We start from the raw sequence: 17,313 nt of genomic DNA, 5'->3' as shown, positions 1-17,313 counted from the left end.
GTCCTAAGGAGAGAGGGTCAGCGCGCGGCGAGGGTGCGCGTGCCGGCGATCAGGAGGGCGGCGTCGTCCTGCGGGGGGTGCACCCGCGAGGCCAGGACGTCGCGGAGGTGGCGCTCGAGCGGGTGGTGCCGCGTGAGCCCCGGGTTGCCGAGGGCGGCGACGGCGGTCTCGACGGCGGTGATCGCCGAGCGGGTGGCGAGCAGCTTCCCGACGACGACGCGGTCGGCGGCCCTCGGATCACCCGCGTCGACGCGGGCGGCGAGGGAGAGCAGCACCTCCTCGGCCTGGACGAGCTGCGCCTCGATCTCGCCGGCGACCGAGCGGATCCGCTCCGTCGTCGCGATCGGGCGACCGAGCGAGGTCGGGACCCGCTCGTTCGCGAACCGGACGAAGAAGCTCTGCGCCGCCCGCCCGATGCCCACGTAGAGCGCGGCGACCGCGAGGCCGAAGCCTCCGCCCGCCCCCGCCTCGGGAGCGAGCTGCGAGCGCGGGGTGCCGCGGAAGTGCTCGAGCGGCAGGCGGACCTGCTCGTACGCGACGTCGTGCGTGCTCGAGGCGCGCTGGCCGAGGTGATCCCAGGTCTTCTCGATCCGCACGCCCGGAGCGTCGCCGGGCACGATCGCGTGGCCGAGCTCGGGCTCGCCCGAGGCGCCCTGCAGGTCGACCGCCCAGACGAGGTGGTAGGCCAGGCCCTCGGAGCCGGTCGCGAAGCCCTTGCGCCCGTCCAGCACCCACTCGTCGCCGTCGCGGCGGATCGTGGTGGCGGGCAGGCCCCCGCGCGCGGGGGCGCCCCACTCCGGCTCGGCCCGCACGGCGTTCAGCAGCACCGGGCGCTCGGCGGAGTCGGCGAGGACGGAGCGGTAGAGCTCCTCCGGCCAGGTCGCCCCGCGGTCCTGCGCGGCGTGCTGCAGCACGGTCATCGCCGAGATCAGCGCGACCGCCGGGTCGCCCTGGCCGAGCGCCCCGAAGATCCGCACGAGATCGACCGTCGAGGGCGGAGTGCCGCCGTAGCGGGAGCCGACCGCGACGGTGAGCAGCCCCGCCTCGTGCACGGCGCGGATCCCCTCCCACGGGAACTCGGCGGTGCGGTCGTAGTGCTCGGCGGTCTCGGCGAGACGGGCGGTCACCCGGGCCAGTGCCCGGTCGGACAGATCGGGGACGAGGCGGGCGGGGGCGTCGAGGAGCGTCACGCGATCGCTCCGACCAGCTCGGTGCTCTCGAGCGGAGGCTGCGCGACGATCTCGCCGCGGCGCCCGGTGGCCTCGCGGTGCGCGAGCTCCTCCCGGACGAGCGGGATCACGTAGCGCCCGTAGTCGACCGCGTCGTCGAGGTTGTCGTAGCCGCGGATCGAGATCAGGTCGGCGCCGAGGTCGACGTAGTCGAGGATCGCGGCGGCCACGGTCTCGGGCGTGCCGACGAGAGCGGTGGAGGCGCCCTGCGCGCCGGTCGCGGTCGCGGTCGGCGTCCAGAGGGCTCGGTCGTGCAGATCCTTGCGGCTCGCGATGTCGAGCAGACGCTGCGAACCGACGTTCGCGGGTCCCTTCGCGTCTGGGGTCTGCACCCACAGGCCCTTCTCGCCCTTGCGCGGGTTCGCGGCCGCGGCGGAGCGTCCCTGCAGGATGCCGAGGATCCGGTGCGCCTTCTCCCACGCCAGCTCCTCGGTCGGCGCGATGATCGGGCGGAAGGTCACCCACGTGCGCGGGGTGTCGGCGCGGCCGGCCGCGAGGGCGGCGTCGGCGATCCGGTCGATCTGCTGCTGCGTGTCGGCGAGCGGCTCTCCCCACAGCCCGAAGATGTCGGCGAGCGCGCCGCCCTGGCGGTAGGCCTCGTCGCTCGAGCCGCCGACCGAGACGGGGATGCTCCCGCGCACCGGCCGGACTCGCGAGACGAAGTCCTCGAAGCGGTAGTAGGTGCCCTCGTGATCGAAGGGCTCCGTGGCCGACCACACCCGGCGCAGGATCCGGATGTACTCCTCCTGGCGGGCGTAGCGCTCGAGCTTGCCGAGGCGGTCGCCCTCCCGCGCCTGCTCGTGGTCGTTCCCTCCGGCGATGAAGTGGACGACGGCGCGGCCGTTCGAGAGCTGGTCGAGCGTGGCGAGAGCCTTCGCGGCGACGGTCGGGTAGACCGTGTTCGGCCGCAGCGCCACGATCGGCTTCAGGTGCTCGGTGTACTGGGTGACCGCGGCGGCGATCGTGAAGGGGTCGTGCCCGGCCGAGCCGTAGGGCACGAGCGTGTAGTCGAAGCCGCCGTCCTCGAGGATGCGCGAGTACCGGCGCAGGTGGGCGACGTCGATGCTCGAGTCGGCGAGGCCGTTGACCTCGTTGGAGCGGTTGACGTTGATGGCGGAGATGAACTCGACGGCCATGAGGGTGGTCCTTTCGAAGGAGGCGCGCGGAGGCGCGGAGAAGTGCTCGCGGGCACGGCGGAGCGGCCCGGAGTGGGAGAGGGTCGACGGCGCTCATCGAGGAGCGCGGGTCGCGTGCGGCGGAGTCCGCCGCGTCAGCGCGGGCGACGCGGAGGCGTCAGCGCCGGGCCGTCAGCGAGAGGCCGGACAGGAACATCCGCGCACCGACGCGAAGGGGTTCCCGCCCACGAGCATTCGGCGCATCCGCACGGCGGCCGCTGCTCCGACGCGCACCACTCGGACCGCGCCGGAGGGCACGATCGAGGCGAGGGCACGCGGGGAGGTCATGTCATCGACGCTACGCGCGGTGCGCTCCCGGCGTCCAACGATGATTCCGGATGCGTTCCGATCGGCGAACCCGATCGTTGGTAAGAAATCGTCATGTTCACGCGGGCACCTCGCGGAGCGGCGTGCGGAAGCGCGCCGGGCCGAACAGCTCGGCCAGGCCGGCGAGCGCCGTGTCCTCGATATCGGGCGCGAGTCCGCGGCGCGAGACCAGGCGGAGGTTGACCGAGCCCAGGGCGGGCAGGTCGCGCCGCGCCTCGAGGCCGTCGGCGACACGGCCCTGGTGCGAGGTCGGCAGCGCCGCGACTCCGATCCCCGCTCTCGCCGCGGCGATCACCCCCTCGAGACTCGCGGACTCGGCGACGACCCGCACCTCGTGCCCGAACGCGCCGAGCTGCTGCAGCGCGCGCTGGCGCATGCCGCACGGCTCGGAGTAGGCGACGAGCGGGATCGGCGCACCCTCCGGCGCCTGCCAGCCGGGCGCCGCGTACCAGTCGAGCGGCAGCGTGGCCACCTGGCGGCCGGGCAGATCGCCGCCGACACCGAGGATGACCGCGAGGTCGACGACTCCGCGGGCCACCGCCTCCGCGAGCTGGGTGGAGCGATCGAGGGTGAAGGTGAGCGGCCGGTCGTCGAAGGCGCGGCGGAGCGTCTCGAGCAGCCGGGGCAGCAGCTGCTCGGCGGCCGGCTCGGTCAGTCCGAGGGCGAGCGGGTTCTCACTGGCGGCGTCGAGGGTCTCGAGGGCGTCGTCGTGCACCGCGAGGATGCGGCGCGCCTGCACGAGGAGGCGCTCGCCGGCCGGGGTGAAGCGGGCCCGGCGCCCCACCTTCTCGATGAAGGTGCGCTCGAGCCGGCGCTCCAGGGTGCGGACGTGCTGCGAGACCGTCGGCTGGCTGATGTGCAGCGCCACTGCCGCCCGCCCGAAGCCGCCGCAGTCGGCGATCGCCACGAGCGTGCGCAGGTGGACGATGTCGAGGGTCTCTGGCATCCCCCGACGGTACGCAGGTGCCCGGAGCGTCTCGACCGCCGCCGCAACACGCCGACATGTCGCGGGAGACGACGGAGCGGACGGAACCCCGGAAGGTCCCGTCCGCTCCCGAGGCCTCAGTGCGCGATCACCGGCTCCGCTCCGTTCGTGGGAGCGACCGCGTCCGACTTCCGGCGGAACAGCAGCACCGACAGCACCGCGCCGAGGGCGAAGAAGCCCGCGCCCCAGCCGTAGGCCACCGCGTAGCTCTGCACGGCCGCCTCCGCCGCCGTGGCCGCCGTGGCAGGTGTGTGCGAGGCGAGGTAGTCGGTCACCGCGGTCGCCGCGAGAGTGTTCAGCAGCGCGGTGCCGATCGATCCGCCGACCTGCTGGCTGGTGTTCACCATCGCCGAGGCGACTCCGGCGAAGCGCATGTCGACTCCGCGGGTCGCCGTCTGCATCGACCCGGGCATGATCGAGCCCATCGCGAAGCCGAGCACCATCAGCGCGGGCAGCACATCCGCCGCGTAGGCGCTGTCGAGGTCGAGGCGGGTGAGCAGCAGCATGCCGATCGCGCCGAGCACCATGCCGAACGGCACCATGATCTTCGGACCGAAGCGCGGCAGCAGGAGGTTCGTCGACAGCTGAGCGGCCAGCACCAGCATGCCGATCATCGGGAGGAAGGAGAGACCGGTCTGGATCGGCGAGTAGCCCAGCGACACCTGCAGGAAGTAGGTGACGAACAGGAAGATGCCGAACATCCCCGCTCCCGCGATCAGCACCGACAGGTAGGCGGCGCCCCGGTCGCGGTCGAGCACGATCTGAAGCGGCAGCAGCGGGTGCTCGGTCGTGCGCTGGCGGAGGACGAAGCCGACCAGCAGGACCACGGCCGCGGCGAGCGGCACCCAGGTCATCGGCGAGTCCCAGCCGTCGGTCTCGGCGTTGGCGAAGCCGAACACCAGGCCGAACAGCGCGGCCGAGACGAGGATCGTGCCGGGCACGTCGAGCTGGGGCCGGGGACCGGTGCGATCGATGGTCGGCACGAAGACGATCGCGCCGATCACGGCGACGACCGCGATGATCACGTTGATGTAGAGGTTCCAGCGCCAGTCGAAGCTCTCGGTGAGCACGCCGCCGAGGAGGAGGCCCACGGCGCCGCCGGCCCCGGCGATCGCGCCGAAGACGCCGAACGCGCGCGCCCGCTCCTTCGGGACGGTGAAGGTCGTGGTGAGGACCGCGAGCGCGGTGGGGGCGAGCAGGGCACCGAAGACGCCCTGCAGCGCGCGGGCCGCGATGAGCAACTCGAAGTTGGGCGCGGCGCCGCCCAGGGCGGAGGCGATGGCGAAGCCGATCAGCCCGATGATGAAGGTGCGCTTGCGGCCGAGGAGGTCGGAGAGGCGGCCGCCGAGCAGCAGGAGGCTGCCGAAGGCGAGGGAGTAGGCGGTGACCACCCACTGGCGGTCGCCGTCCGAGAAGCCGAGATCGGCCTGGGCGGCGGGGAGGGCGATGTTCACGACGGTCGAGTCGAGCACGACCATGAGCTGGGCGAGTCCGACGGCGACGAGCGTCCACCAGCGGCGGTTCGAGGGGGCCGGGGCCGCGGGGGCGGCGCTCACCGGCAGTGAGGAGGTCTGCGACATGGAGGCGACCATATACGAGACTCGAGAGTTTCGGAACTACTCGGTTCAGTAATCATCGTAGAATTCACGTGGCCGTCACACGGGCGGCCTCCGACCGACAGGAGACGCCGCGATGATGCCGCCCCCTCCCCCGACCATCGACTCCGGCGCCCCGGCCCGACCCGGCCGCCGCCGCGATCCGAGCCGCGACCTCGAGATCCTCACCGCGGCGCTCGACGTCCTGGCGGAGACGGGCTACGACGGCATGACGATCGACATGGTCGCCGCCCGGGCCCGCGCCGGCAAGGCCACGCTCTACCGCCGCTGGGACTCGAAGGCCGAGCTCGTGGTCGAGGCGCTCGCCTGCATGAAGGGCGCCGATCTGACCGAGGCGGCGCTCCCCGACACGGGGACGCTCCGCGGCGACCTCGTCGCGATGATCAAGCCCCGGACGATGGAGGACGCCGAGCGGAAGCTCCAGATCATGGCCGGAGTCGTCGCCATGATCTCGAAGGCGCCCGACCTCTCCGACGCGGTCCGGGCCGCGATCGTCGAGCCGCGCGCCCGGGCGAACAGCTTCCTCCTGCGCCGAGCGATCGCCCGCGGCGAGATCGCTCCGGACATCGACGTCGAGCTGATCGCACTCATCTCGCCGTCGATGGTCGCCTACCGGGTGCTCCTGCTGCGCGAGCCGATCGACCGCGACTACCTGGTGTCGCTGATCGACGAGATCGTGATGCCCGCGGTGGGGCTGCGCGGCGGGTCCTGAGAGCCGGTTCGCCGCCCCGGGAGACCGCTGCGTCGAGGCACGCCCGCAGAGTCTCCTAAAATCGGAGCCATGTCGAAAGTGTTGAGCAGTCTGCCCGTGGGCGAGCGTGTCGGAATCGCATTCTCGGGAGGCCTCGACACATCCGTCGCTGTCGCCTGGATGCGCGAGAAGGGTGCCGTCCCGTGCACCTACACGGCCGACATCGGCCAAGCCGATGAGCCCGACATCGAGAGCGTCCCCTCGCGCGCCGCACAGTACGGCGCCGAGATCTCACGCCTCGTCGACGCGAAGAGCGCGCTGGTCGAGGAGGGCCTCGTCGCCCTGCAGTGCGGCGCCTTCCACATCCGCTCGGGCGGCAAGACCTACTTCAACACCACCCCGCTCGGCCGCGCGGTCACCGGCACACTGCTGGTGCGCGCGATGCGCGAGGACGGCGTCGACATCTGGGGCGACGGCTCCACCTACAAGGGCAACGACATCGAGCGGTTCTACCGCTACGGCCTGCTCGCGAACCCGCGCCTGCGCATCTACAAGCCCTGGCTCGACGTGCAGTTCGTCAACGAGCTCGGCGGCCGCACCGAGATGTCCGAGTGGCTCGTCGCCCGAGGCTTCCCCTACCGCGACGCGACCGAGAAGGCCTACTCGACCGACGCCAACATCTGGGGCGCGACCCACGAGGCCAAGCGCCTCGAGGAGCTCTCGAGCGGCATGGAGCTCGTCGAGCCGATCATGGGAGTCGCCGCCTGGCGCGAGGACGTCGAGATCGCCGCCGAGACGGTGTCGGTCCGCTTCGAGGCCGGCCGCCCCGTCGCGATCAACGGCGTCGAGTACTCCGACCCGGTCGCCCTCGTCCTCGAGGCGAACACGATCGGCGGACGCCACGGCCTGGGCAACTCCGACCAGATCGAGAACCGCATCATCGAGGCCAAGAGCCGCGGCATCTACGAGGCGCCGGGCATGGCCCTTCTGCACCTGACCTACGAGCGCCTCCTCAACGCGATCCACAACGAGGACACGATCGCGCAGTACCACTCCGAGGGCCGCCGCCTCGGCCGCCTGATGTACGAGGGCCGCTGGCTCGACCCTCAGTCGCTGATGCTGCGCGAGTCGATCCAGCGCTGGGTCGGCTCGGCCGTCTCGGGCGAGGTCACCGTGCGCCTGCGCCGCGGAGACGACTACACGATCCTCGACACGTCGGGGCCGGCACTGAGCTACCACCCCGACAAGCTCTCGATGGAGCGCGTCGGCGACGCCGCCTTCGGCCCCGAGGACCGCATCGGGCAGCTCACCATGCGCAACCTCGACATCGCCGACTCGCGCTCGCGCCTCGAGCAGTACGCGGCCGCCGGACTCGTCGGCGGCCCGACCGCCGAGCTGGTCGGTCACCTCGAGATCGGCGAGGGCGAGGCGATCACCGAGGGCGGAGGCACCGCCGCGGCCGACGCGCTGGGCCGCGCGACCGACCTCGCGTCGGAGGGCGCGGCGTTCGACGCCGGCACCGACTGACACCCTGCACCACTGGAGCCCCCGTGCACGCCCTTCCTCTGGTCGGGTGTGCACGGGGGCTTCTGTCGTGCGCGCGGGCGTGCTGACGCACCTCCGGCTCGTGAGAACCGGTTCGGCTCGTCGAATCCGCTGATCGCCGCGAGCCGAACCCGTTCTCACGAGCCGAACCTCCGCGCCCGCAGACGTCCGGCTCGCAGAAACCGGTTCGGCTCGCCGAATTCGCCGCCTTGAGCGAGCCCAACGAGGTTTGACGAGCCGAACCTCCGCGCCAGCAGACCTCCGGCTCGCAGAAAGCCGTTCGGCTCGCAGGAATCGCCGAATTACGCGAGCCGAACGCGGTTTCACGAGCCGAAGGTGCGTCAGGAGGCGAGCGGCGCCCGAACCAGAGTCAGCGCCGCGTCCACCGTCGCCACCGACTGCACGGAGTCGACGCGAGCCAGCACCAGCGCCGCGACCAGCAGCGACACCAGCACGTCGGCCTGCTGCGCCAGTCGGTCGGCGGAGGCGCGGGGCCAGCGCGCCTCCGCCCCCGCCCGCATCGCGGCCAGCAGCTCGGCGCGGTAGTCGGCGATCACCTCGCGCACGGCCTCGTCGCGCGCGATCGGCGCCCCGGCGGCGTTCAGGAGGAGGCACCCGCTCCGCGCTGAGATCGACGCCGCGTCGGCGAGGGCGCCGCGCAGCCCCGCGAAGTAGGTCTCGAGCGCACCGGAGGCGACGACTCCCGTCACGAGCGGCGCCAGCCGAGGCCGCACCACCTCGTCGAGGTAGCTCTGCACCGCGACGTCGAACAGCCCGCGCTTGCTGCCGAACGCGTGGTACAGGCTCGAGCGGCCGACTCCCGTCGCCGACTCGAGCTCGGGGAGCGACGCCTCCTCGAAGCCGCGCTCCCAGAACACGGCGCGCGCGGCGCGGACGACCGCATCGGTCTCGAAGCTCTGCAGCCGGCCCATCGCGCCTCCCCGGTTGTGTAACGCTCGATCCAGTATATTGTGGAACAGCCGGTACACAAACAGCAGCCGGTCCACCACCAGGAGGCCCCGTGATCGTCATCGGACTCGTGCTCGCGGCGATCGCCGCCCTGCTGCACGTCTACATCTTCGTGCTCGAGTCGTTGCTCTGGACGACTCCGCGTGCCCGCTCGACCTTCGGCACGACTCCGGGCGAGGCCGAGGCCACTAAGGAGCTCGCGTTCAACCAGGGCTTCTACAACCTGTTCCTCGCGATCGTGACGATCATCGGAGTCGCAGCCCTCGCATCCGGGGCGACCGCCGTCGGTGCCGCACTGGTCTTCACCGGCACCGGCTCGATGGTCGGGGCCGCGCTGGTCCTCCTGCTCTCCTCCCCTGCGAAGCGCCGGGCCGCGCTGACCCAGATGACCCCGGGTCTGCTCGCGGCGATCGCCCTCGCGATCGGCCTCCTCGCCTCCTGACCCGCCACCCACCCCGAAAGGCCCCATGATCACCAGCACTCAGATCCAGCTCGTCCGCCGTCCCGACGGCTGGCCCGTCGCCGACGACTTCCGCACCGCCGAGGTCCACTACGACGAGCCCGCCGACGGCGAGATCCGCGTCGCGAACGAGTTCGTCTCGGTCGACCCCTACATGCGCGGCCGCATGAACGACGTGAAGAGCTACAGCCCGCCCTACGCTCTCGGCGAGACGATGACCGGCGGCGCGATCGGCCGGGTGACCGCCTCGGCCGTCCCCTCGATCCCGGTCGGCAGCGTCGTGCTGCACCAGCTCGGCTGGCGCGACATCGCGCAGGCGCCCGCGTCGCAGTTCCGGGTCGTCGACGAGATCCCGGGCGCTCCGCTGTCGCTCCGGCTCGGCGTCCTCGGCATGACCGGGCTCACCGCCTATGTCGGCCTCACCGCGATCGCGGGGATGAAGGAGGGCGACACCGTCTTCGTCTCGGGCGCCGCGGGAGCGGTCGGCTCGGCCGCCGGGCAGATCGCGCGCCTCCTGGGGGCCTCCCGCGTGATCGGATCCGCGGGCTCCGCGGAGAAGGTCGCGCTGCTCACCGAGAAGTACGGCTACGACTCCGCGTTCGACTACCACGCGGCTCCGGTGCGCGAGCAGCTCGCCGCGGCGGCACCCGACGGCATCGACGTCTACTTCGACAACGTCGGAGGCGACCACCTCGAGGCCGCGCTCGACGCGTTCCGCGACGGTGGGCGCGCGGCGCTCTGCGGCGCCATCGCCGGCTACAACAGCACCGACAGGCCGGCCGGCCCCGACAACATGTCGAACGTCATCACCCGCGGCCTCACCCTCCGCGGCTTCACGCTGGGCGGCTACCTCGACCACGCGCCCGAGTTCGACCGGCTGATGGCCGGCTGGTTCGCCGAGGGCCGGATCGCCTACGACGAGACGATCGTGGACGGCATCGAGAACGCGGTCGATGCGTTCCTCTCGATGATGCGCGGCGGCAACACCGGCAAGATGCTCGTCCGCCTCTAGCCGCGATGCGGGGAGCGCCCCGACATGCTGCTCGAGCCCGCAGCCCCGAAGGGGCGGATCGAGACCCACCAGCGTCGGAGAGCGGGTCTGCGGACCCTCTTCCGAAGCCTGTGGATCTCGATACGCCCGCTCCGCGGGCTGCGGGCTCGATCAGCAGGGCCAGCTCGCGCGTCTCCACACGAGCCGTCCCGGGATCAGCGCTTGACGGCGTCGATCTTCAGCATCTTGGCAATGACCGAGTCGAGCTCGGAGTCGTCGAAGATCTTCTTCCAGTCGTCCTTGATCAGCGCCTCGCGGCCGTAGCCCATCGCGATGTGGCACGCCTCCGAGAAGGGGTTCGAGCCGCGCAGGCCGTTGGTCAGCGCGATCCAGGTGTGGCCGTAGAGCATCGCGCGAGCGGCCTGGTAGGGCACACCGACGCCGTTCACGGTCTCGTCCAGCGCCTCCTTGAGGAACTCGCCGACCATGCAGGCGATGGTCTCGACCAGCGTCGGCTCGAGCACGGCGAGCTGCTTCACGGTGACCCAGTGCACCGCGATGACGGGCGCGTAGATCGTCGAGATGACGCCCTCGGCGATCGCGCGCACGTCGTCGTCCGCCTCCTCGAGGGCCGCGACGACCTCCTGCGGCGCCGCGATGCCGCCGAACGTGTCGGCCCACTCCTCCGGAGTGGTGCGCTCGAGGAACACCGACGGGTGGCACGGGTGCGCCACCGCGTAGTGGATGTCCTCGCGCTTCGCCAGCAGCCCCGCGTAGGCCGCGGCGGGGTCGAGCGTCAGGATGATCGCACCCGACTTCATCTGCGGGATGACGTCCTCCGAGACCGCGCCGAGCACGACATCGGGGACGGCGAGGATGACGACGTCGGCGTTCGCGACGGCGTCGGGCGTCGAGGTGATCTCGCGGCCGGCCTCGCGAGTGCGCTCCTGGCCGGCGGGCGAGGCCTCGGAGTAGAGGGCGGTGTAGGCGGACTTCTGCAGGTTGTTCGAGACCCGCATGCCCATCTTGCCGCCGGCGCCGATCACGGCGACGGTCAGGGCGGGGGCGGCGGTGCCCGAAAGGGTGGTGTCGGTCATGGGTTCCTTCTCCTCAGGTGGTCGAGAGTGCGAGTGGTCCACTCGGCTTCGAGCCGGGTGGTGACGAGTGCCTGCTCCGCGGCGAGAACGGTGTCCTGCCAGGGGAGCCAGAACTCGATGATCTGGTGGATGCCGCGGGCGTCGGGGTCGAGCAGCGCGAGCATGCCGTCGTAGTCGAGGCGGCCGTCGCCGAGCGCCGTGCCGGTGTACACGAATCCCACCCAGCCGGGGTTGCGGCTGAAGTCGAAGTCCTTGACGTGCCAGTTGGCGACGTAGGGGGCGCAGAGCTCGGTCACGTCGGCCGGCAGCTCGAGGTTCGCGACGGTGTTCGCGGGGTCGAGGCAGATGCGGATCCGCGGGTCATCGAGCGTCGCGATGACGTCGACCAGGGCGGCCGTGCTCACCTGCTCGTAGGTCTCGAGGGCCAGGGTCACCCCGGCCGCCTCGAGCTCCGGGGCGATCTCGCGGAGGCGGCGCAGCGTCTCCTCGCGGTCCGGCCGGTCCTCCCCCGACGTCCACATGCTGCGCAGCAGCGTCACGTCGAGAGCCGTCGCCAGGCGGAGGTAGCGCCGCAGGTGCTCGGGATCCGTGCCGCGGGTGCCGAGCTCGAGGGCGACGCCCTCGGCGGCGGCGAGCCCGCGCAGCGCTTCGAGGCGCTCGGCGTCGAAGTCCTCGATCACCGGGACGTCGCAGAGCTGCAGCAGCTCGACGCCGAGCGCGGCGGTCTCGCGCACCATGTCCTCGATGCCCAGCGGCTCGGGCACGCGGTCGGAGGAGCGCCAGAAGAACGCGTAGCTGCTCAGCCCGATCATGGCCTGGCCTCCGCGAGCGCGTGCGCCTCGTCGAGGATGCTGCGCACCGCCTCCGGGTCGTGCGCGAAGCGGCCGAGGAAGAGGCCGGGCACGCGCCCCTCGAGCGCGGTCAGCAGGCCGGGCCCGGCGCTGCCGCCGTAGATCACACGGCTGCCGGCGCGGCCCGGGAGCGCGGTGAGCGCCTCCTCGAGAGCCGTGACCACTCCCGCGATGAACGCCGGCTCGGCGGGCTCGGGAGCGCCGATCGCCCAGACCGGCTCGTAGGCCGCGAGCACCGGGCCGAGGGCTCCCGCCCCGTCGGCCGTCTCGAGCGCGGAGGTGATCTGCGCGAGCACGAGCGCGACCGCGTCCTCGACGCTCCCGCGCTCGGTCTCGCCGACGCAGAGCAGCGGCACGAGGTCGTTGCGGAACGCCGCGGCGACCTTGAGGCGGATCCGCTCCTCGTCGTCGCCGAAGAGAGCGCGGCGCTCCGCGTGGCCGATCTCGACCAGCCGGCAGCCGACCTCGCGCAGCTCGGCTCCGCTGACCTCGCCGGTGAACGCTCCCGCGTCCTCCCAGAACAGGTCCTGGGCGCCGAGGGCGATGCCCGCCTCGGCCGCGAGGGCGCTGACCGGCACGAGCGAGGGGAACGTCGGCACGACGAACAGCTCGACCGCGCCGGAGGTGATCGCCGGATGCGTCCGCGCCAGCTCGGCGACGGTGCGCGCCCAGTCGAGGGTGCGCGCGTGCCCGAAGTACATCTTCAGGCTCACGCCGATCGTGAAGGCGGGCGCCGGTCCCGCCGCCGTGGTCAGCACGACGAGGGCGATGCGGCGGCGGCGTCGACCGGATGGCCGGCCTCGTACGCCTCGATGACGCGGACCTTCTCGGCGGAGGCGCTCGAGGTGTCGAACTCGTAGCCCAGCCACTCCTTCGCGAGGCGGCGGGCGAGCTCGATGCCGACGACGCGCTGGCCCATGCAGAGCACCTGTGCGTCGTTCGAGAGGATCGAGCGCTCGACCGAGAACGAGTCGTGCGCCGTGACGGCGCGGATGCCCGCCACCTTGTTCGCGGCGATCGCGACTCCGAGCCCGGTGCCGCAGATCAGGATCGCGCGGTCGGCCTCGCCCCGCGCGACCATCTCGGCCGCCGCGATGGCGACGCTCGGGTAGGGCGTGTGCGACTCCGCATCGACCCCGACATCGACGACGCTCGCGACGCGGGAGTCCTTCTCGAGGTCGGCCTTGATGATCTGCTTGTAGTCGAAGCCGGCGTCGTCGGAGCCGACGACCAGGCGGAACGGTGCGCTCATGGGTGTTCTCCTCGTGCTGTCAGAAAGGGTTCGGTGTCGACGCTACGCGCCGGTTCGGGAGTCGTTCTCGGCCAGGACCGCGCCGACAGCGGTGACGATCAGCGCGAGCGAGTGGGCTCCGGCGTCCGGTGTCCCGAGGCTCTTCTCGGCGTGGGGGCGCGCGCGGCCCATCTTCGGCAGAAGCTGCGCGGTGGCGGCGGCGGCTCCGGTGCAGGCGAGGGCGGCGTCACGCCAGGCCTCCGCGAGCGGTGCACCGGCAGCGACCTGGGCACCGAGCACGTCGGCGAACGGCACGAGCGAGTCGACCATCGTCTTGTCCCCCGGAGTCGCGCCGAAGGCGAGGATCGCCGTGCGCGCCCCCTCGACCCCCGCGAGCACCGACTCCGCGGTGGGCCGCTCGGTGTCGCCGAGAGCCGCGCCGACGGCGTCGAGGGCCGCGCCCCAGAGGGCTCCGGAGGTGCCGCCGGCGCGGTCGGACCAGGCGTCGCCCGCGTGGGCGAGCACCGTGCCCGACCCCGCGCCCGCCTCGAGGGCCGAGCGGGCGGCGGCGACGGCCGCACGCACACCGCGCTGCATGCCGATGCCGTGATCGCCGTCTCCGGCGACCGCGTCGATCCGGCCGAGCTCGTCGGCGTTCTCGTCGATCACGCGCTCCGTCGCCTCGAGCGCGGCGAGCACGGTGGCAGCGGCCTCGCGGGAGTCAGCGGACGCCGCGCCGATCGCGACCGGGCCGGCCGACACCTCCGCCGACTCGTCGACCGACGCCGCGGCGCGCACGGCGCCCTTGCGGTAGGCGGGCGTCTCCGCCGGAGCCGCCCAGAGCCGCTCGAGCTCGTCGTCGACCCAGAAGAAGGTGAGCGAGACGCCCGCCATGTCGAAGCTCGTGACGAGCTCGCCGACCTCGGGCTCGAGCACCTCGATGCCGAGGGCGCGCAGGCGGCGCTCGACTCCGGAGTAGACGACGAACAGCTCCTCGTACTTGACCGAGCCGAGCCCGTTGAGGATCACCACGAGCCGGGCGCCCTCGAGCACCTCGATCCCCTCGGGCCGCTCGGCGAGCAGCGACTCGACCAGCAGCTCGGCGAGACCGTCGGCCGAGGGCACGTCGTCCTCGCGGATGCCGGGCTCGCCGTGGATGCCCATGCCGACCGCCATGCGGCCCTCCGGCACCTCGAAGAGCGGCTCGGCGGCGCCGGGCAGCGAGCAGCCCGAGAACGCGACGCCGAACGAGCGGGTGCGCTCGTTGGCGAGGGCGGCGATCCGCTCGACCTCGTCGAGCGACGCGCCCTCCTCGGCCGCGGCGCCGGCGACCTTGAAGACGGTGAGATCGCCCGCGATGCCACGGCGCTTGTGCTTCTCGTGCGGCGCGGCGCTCGAGATGTCGTCGGTCACCGTCACGGTGCGCACGTCGATCCCCTCGTCGCGGAGGCGCCGCTCGGCCGCGTCGAAGTGGAGCACGTCGCCCGCGTAGTTGCCGTAGCTCAGCAGCACACCGCCGCCGTGCTCGGCCGCCTTCGCGACCGAGTGCACCTGCTGGGCCGACGGCGAGGCGAACAGGTTCCCCATCGCCGCACCGTGGGCGAGTCCCTGCCCCACCAGCCCGCCGAAGGCCGGGTAGTGGCCGGAGCCGCCGCCGACCACCAGCGCGACCGAGCCGGGTGCGCTCACGGTCGAGCGTACCACGCCTCCCTGCACGCGCCGCACGAAGCGGCGGTTCGCGGCGACGAAGCCGTCGATCATCTCGTCGGCGAAGTCGGACGGGTCGTTGTAGAGCCGGGTCATGGGTTCAGTCCTGTTCGGTGCGGTGCAGTGTCGGCGGAGGGGACGGCGCTAGTGCGCGATGACCTCGACGGTGGGCGCGTCGAGCGGCGCGTCCTTGTACCGGCGGGCCAGCAGCGCCATCAGCACCGCCGAGAGCAGCAGGAAGAAGCCGACGATGAACATCGGCACCTCGTAGCCGCCGGTCGCGTCCCTCAGGGCACCGGTGATGTACGGGGCCGAGAAGCCGGCGAGGTTGCCGACGGTGTTGATGAGGGCGATGCCCGCGGCTGCCGCGGCGCCGGTGAGGAAGCGCGTCGGGAAGGTCCAGAAGTTGGGCAGCGCCGAGAAGACCGCCATCGCCGTGACGGTGATGACCGCGATGGTCGCGGCGGGCGAGCCGGCGAACAGGGCGAGCGGGATGCTCAGGCCGCCGGCGATCGCCGGGATGACGATGTGCCAGGTGCGGACCCCGCGGCGGGTGGCGTCGCGCGACCAGAGGTAGAGCGCGATGGCGGCGGGCACGTACGGGATCGCCGTGATCAGGCCCTTCTCCAAGATGCCGAAGGTCGTGCCGTACTGCTCCTGGAAGCCCTCGATGATCGTGGGGAGGAAGAAGGCCAGCGCGTAGAGGCCGTAGATGAAGCCGAAGTAGACGAAGCTCAGCATCCAGACGCGGCCGCTCTTGAACGCCGACGACATCTTGGGGTGCGTTGCGACGCCCTTGGTCTTGACGTCCTCCTCGCGCTGGAGCGCGGCGGTGAGCCAGACCTGCTCCTCGCGGGTCAGCCACTTGGCGTCGGAGGGCTTGTCCTTGAGGTAGAACCAGGCGATGAGGCCGACGATGATCGCCGGGATCGAGACGCCGAGGAACATGAACCGCCAGCCCTCGAGGCCGAAGATCCCGTCCTGCTCGATCAGGATGCCCGCGAGCGGGGCGCCGATGACCGTGGTGAGCGGCTGCGCCAGGTAGAAGAGCGCGAGGATCTTCGAGCGGTGCTTCGCCGGCACCCAGAGGCTGAGGAAGAGGATGGCGCCCGGGAAGAAGCCGGCCTCGGCGACTCCGAGCAGGAAGCGCAGGACGACGAGCTGCTCGAAGTTCTGCACCCAGGTGAACAGGAGCGCGACGATGCCCCAGCTGACCATGATGCGGGCGAGCCAGCGGCGGGCGCCGAAGCGGTGCAGCGCGAGGTTGCTCGGCACCTCCAGCAGGATGTAGCCGATGAAGAAGACGCCCGAGGCGAAGCCGAACTGAGCGGCCGAGAGGGCCAGGTCGGCCTCCATGCCGTTCGGCGCGGCGAAGCCGATGGCCGTGCGGTCGAGGTAGTTGATGAAGAACATCAGGGCGACGAACGGCACGAGGCGCACCGAGATCTTCCTGATCGTGCTCTTCTCGACGGCGGCGTCGGCGGTCGGCCGTCCGGTCTGAGGGGGAAGGTCCACGTCGATCTCCTGATCCGTGTCAACGACTGTGTTGGAGTCCCGGCGCGAATTCGGTGAAATTGGCTGACCGGTTGACCAATTACATGATGCTCCCTGCGCCGATCTCCTGTCAACCGGTTCGCGGCTCGCGTCGCTGCCGCCCGCCCGTGCCTGCGATTGCTAGCGTCGGAGCATGCCGGCGTACCCCGAAGACGATCCGTCCCTCGTGCGCCTCGAGCTGCAGACCCTGCCCCGCGGGACGGCGGTCGCCGAGGTCGCCAAGCAGCTCACCTCACTCCTCACCCGCGGCGATCTCGTGCCCGGGTCGCGACTGCCTCCCGAGCGCCAGCTCGCCGAGAGCCTCGGAGTCGGCCGGTCGGCCGTGCGGGAGGCGCTCGCCGCGCTCGAGATCCTCGGCATCGTCTCGGTGCGCCCCGGCTCGGGCACCTACCTCCGCGACAGCACCTCCGAGCTCCTGCCGACGACGCTGAGCTGGGGCCTCATGCTCTCGGCCGGCCGGACCGCCGAGCTCATCGAGGTGCGGAGCGGCCTCGAGATCCAGGCCGCCATGCTCGCCGCGATCCGGATCGACGACGAGGGTCTCGAGAAGCTGCGCGCGCACCTCGCCGCGATGGAGTCGCACCTCGACGACATCAGCGCGTTCGTCGACGCCGATGTGCGCTTCCACCTCCAGATCGCGCTCAGCGCCGGGAACGTCGTGCTGCGCGATCTGCTGCAGACGATCCGCTCGCTGCTGAGGCTGTGGGTCGAGCGTGCGCTGAGCAGCCCGGAGCAGGCCGTCGACGCGTTCACCGAGCACCGCGCGGTGCTCGAGGCGCTGGAGGCGGGCGACCCCGCCGCTGCCGCCCGCGCGATGGAGGCGCACATGAGCACCGCGTCCCGACGCCTGGCCGACACCGGGAGCTGACGCGCGGTGGCAGGATC

General features: G+C 72.0%; 16 protein-coding genes. 5 read left to right on the top strand and 11 right to left on the bottom strand.

All coding sequences use genetic code 11. The features are described 5' to 3' along the window. Positions 1-17: 17 nt before the first annotated feature. The 4 genes from GRS96_RS09995 to GRS96_RS09980 all read right to left on the bottom strand — a co-directional run bounded on the left by GRS96_RS09995 (position 18) and on the right by GRS96_RS09980 (position 5,296). Positions 18-1,190, bottom strand: a complete 1,173-nt coding sequence (locus tag GRS96_RS09995; RefSeq protein ID WP_159988397.1) for an acyl-CoA dehydrogenase family protein — start codon at positions 1,188-1,190, stop codon at positions 18-20. Beyond that, complete coding sequence (locus GRS96_RS09990) at positions 1,187-2,365, bottom strand: LLM class flavin-dependent oxidoreductase (RefSeq protein ID WP_159857054.1); 1,179 nt, start codon at positions 2,363-2,365, stop codon at positions 1,187-1,189. Before GRS96_RS09990 ends, GRS96_RS09995 begins: the two co-directional genes overlap by 4 nt. A gap of 424 nt (positions 2,366-2,789) precedes the next feature. Further along, positions 2,790-3,677: a LysR family transcriptional regulator gene (locus GRS96_RS09985; RefSeq protein ID WP_159988396.1), complete on the bottom strand. Its 888-nt coding sequence runs from the start codon at positions 3,675-3,677 to the stop codon at positions 2,790-2,792. A gap of 116 nt (positions 3,678-3,793) precedes the next feature. After that, positions 3,794-5,296, bottom strand: a complete 1,503-nt coding sequence (locus tag GRS96_RS09980; RefSeq protein ID WP_159988395.1) for an MFS transporter — start codon at positions 5,294-5,296, stop codon at positions 3,794-3,796. A 112-nt stretch (positions 5,297-5,408) separates the two neighbouring features. Between GRS96_RS09980 and GRS96_RS09975 the strand changes: the two genes are divergently transcribed. Both GRS96_RS09975 and argG read left to right on the top strand, forming a co-directional pair. Beyond that, positions 5,409-6,044 (top strand): TetR/AcrR family transcriptional regulator, encoded by a 636-nt coding sequence (locus tag GRS96_RS09975; RefSeq protein ID WP_159988394.1) that lies wholly within the window; start codon positions 5,409-5,411, stop codon positions 6,042-6,044. A gap of 69 nt (positions 6,045-6,113) precedes the next feature. Beyond that, positions 6,114-7,550: an argininosuccinate synthase gene (gene argG / locus GRS96_RS09970; protein WP_159857050.1), complete on the top strand. Its 1,437-nt coding sequence runs from the start codon at positions 6,114-6,116 to the stop codon at positions 7,548-7,550. Positions 7,551-7,909: 359 nt separating this feature from the next. On the opposite strand, the gene GRS96_RS09965 is transcribed toward argG, so the two are convergent. After that, positions 7,910-8,500: a TetR/AcrR family transcriptional regulator gene (locus GRS96_RS09965; RefSeq protein ID WP_159988393.1), complete on the bottom strand. Its 591-nt coding sequence runs from the start codon at positions 8,498-8,500 to the stop codon at positions 7,910-7,912. Between the two features lie 89 nt (positions 8,501-8,589). On the opposite strand from GRS96_RS09965, the gene GRS96_RS09960 reads away from it, so the two are divergent. After that, complete coding sequence (locus GRS96_RS09960; protein WP_159988392.1) at positions 8,590-8,979, top strand: DUF1304 domain-containing protein; 390 nt, start codon at positions 8,590-8,592, stop codon at positions 8,977-8,979. A gap of 25 nt (positions 8,980-9,004) precedes the next feature. Next, entirely contained in the window at positions 9,005-10,009 is a 1,005-nt protein-coding gene (locus tag GRS96_RS09955; RefSeq protein WP_159988391.1) for an NADP-dependent oxidoreductase, read from the top strand. 194 nt (positions 10,010-10,203) lie between these two features. On the opposite strand, the gene GRS96_RS09950 is transcribed toward GRS96_RS09955, so the two are convergent. Genes GRS96_RS09950 through GRS96_RS09925 form a run of 6 tightly spaced genes read right to left on the bottom strand, consistent with a single transcriptional unit; the run spans position 10,204 to position 16,287 of the window. Beyond that, complete coding sequence (locus GRS96_RS09950; RefSeq protein ID WP_159988390.1) at positions 10,204-11,085, bottom strand: phosphogluconate dehydrogenase C-terminal domain-containing protein; 882 nt, start codon at positions 11,083-11,085, stop codon at positions 10,204-10,206. Continuing rightward, on the bottom strand, positions 11,082-11,897 hold the full coding sequence (locus GRS96_RS09945; RefSeq protein WP_159988389.1) for a sugar phosphate isomerase/epimerase family protein: 816 nt from the start codon (positions 11,895-11,897) through the stop codon (positions 11,082-11,084). Before GRS96_RS09945 ends, GRS96_RS09950 begins: the two co-directional genes overlap by 4 nt. Then, a complete protein-coding gene (locus GRS96_RS09940; RefSeq protein ID WP_236553608.1) occupies positions 11,894-12,694 on the bottom strand; it encodes a triose-phosphate isomerase family protein in 801 nt (266 codons plus the stop codon). The genes GRS96_RS09945 and GRS96_RS09940 overlap by 4 nt, the downstream gene beginning before the upstream one ends. Next, positions 12,688-13,188, bottom strand: a complete 501-nt coding sequence (locus GRS96_RS09935) for a ribose-5-phosphate isomerase (RefSeq protein WP_159988388.1) — start codon at positions 13,186-13,188, stop codon at positions 12,688-12,690. The genes GRS96_RS09940 and GRS96_RS09935 overlap by 7 nt, the downstream gene beginning before the upstream one ends. Before the next feature lie 42 nt (positions 13,189-13,230). Further along, a complete protein-coding gene (locus tag GRS96_RS09930) occupies positions 13,231-14,970 on the bottom strand; it encodes a dihydroxyacetone kinase family protein (RefSeq protein WP_159988387.1) in 1,740 nt (579 codons plus the stop codon). A 48-nt stretch (positions 14,971-15,018) separates the two neighbouring features. Beyond that, positions 15,019-16,287, bottom strand: a complete 1,269-nt coding sequence (locus tag GRS96_RS09925; protein ID WP_442966634.1) for an MFS transporter — start codon at positions 16,285-16,287, stop codon at positions 15,019-15,021. Between the two features lie 274 nt (positions 16,288-16,561). On the opposite strand from GRS96_RS09925, the gene GRS96_RS09920 reads away from it, so the two are divergent. Beyond that, positions 16,562-17,296 carry a FadR/GntR family transcriptional regulator gene (locus GRS96_RS09920; RefSeq protein ID WP_159988385.1) on the top strand — a complete coding sequence of 245 codons (735 nt, stop codon included), beginning with the start codon at positions 16,562-16,564 and terminating at the stop codon, positions 17,294-17,296. Positions 17,297-17,313 lie beyond the last annotated feature (17 nt).

This window comes from Rathayibacter sp. VKM Ac-2803 (genome assembly GCF_009807175.1).
Lineage (GTDB): Bacteria > Actinomycetota > Actinomycetes > Actinomycetales > Microbacteriaceae > Rathayibacter.
This window is presented reverse-complemented; position numbering and strand designations above follow the sequence as displayed.

Excerpts from the sequence above, each read along its gene's own strand:
- GRS96_RS09955 (WP_159988391.1), top strand. The coding sequence starts at position 9,005 with ATGATCACCAGCACTCAGATCCAGCTCGTCCGCCGTCCCGACGGCTGG.
- GRS96_RS09965 (WP_159988393.1), bottom strand. The coding sequence starts at position 8,500 with ATGGGCCGGCTGCAGAGCTTCGAGACCGATGCGGTCGTCCGCGCCGCG.
- GRS96_RS09925 (WP_442966634.1), bottom strand. The coding sequence starts at position 16,287 with ATGTTCTTCATCAACTACCTCGACCGCACGGCCATCGGCTTCGCCGCG.
- GRS96_RS09950 (WP_159988390.1), bottom strand. The coding sequence starts at position 11,085 with ATGACCGACACCACCCTTTCGGGCACCGCCGCCCCCGCCCTGACCGTC.
- GRS96_RS09990 (WP_159857054.1), bottom strand. The coding sequence starts at position 2,365 with ATGGCCGTCGAGTTCATCTCCGCCATCAACGTCAACCGCTCCAACGAG.
- GRS96_RS09975 (WP_159988394.1), top strand. The coding sequence starts at position 5,409 with ATGATGCCGCCCCCTCCCCCGACCATCGACTCCGGCGCCCCGGCCCGA.
- GRS96_RS09980 (WP_159988395.1), bottom strand. The coding sequence starts at position 5,296 with ATGTCGCAGACCTCCTCACTGCCGGTGAGCGCCGCCCCCGCGGCCCCG.
- argG (WP_159857050.1), top strand. The coding sequence starts at position 6,114 with ATGTCGAAAGTGTTGAGCAGTCTGCCCGTGGGCGAGCGTGTCGGAATC.
- GRS96_RS09985 (WP_159988396.1), bottom strand. The coding sequence starts at position 3,677 with ATGCCAGAGACCCTCGACATCGTCCACCTGCGCACGCTCGTGGCGATC.
- GRS96_RS09930 (WP_159988387.1), bottom strand. The coding sequence starts at position 14,970 with ATGACCCGGCTCTACAACGACCCGTCCGACTTCGCCGACGAGATGATC.
- GRS96_RS09920 (WP_159988385.1), top strand. The coding sequence starts at position 16,562 with ATGCCGGCGTACCCCGAAGACGATCCGTCCCTCGTGCGCCTCGAGCTG.
- GRS96_RS09945 (WP_159988389.1), bottom strand. The coding sequence starts at position 11,897 with ATGATCGGGCTGAGCAGCTACGCGTTCTTCTGGCGCTCCTCCGACCGC.
- GRS96_RS09935 (WP_159988388.1), bottom strand. The coding sequence starts at position 13,188 with ATGAGCGCACCGTTCCGCCTGGTCGTCGGCTCCGACGACGCCGGCTTC.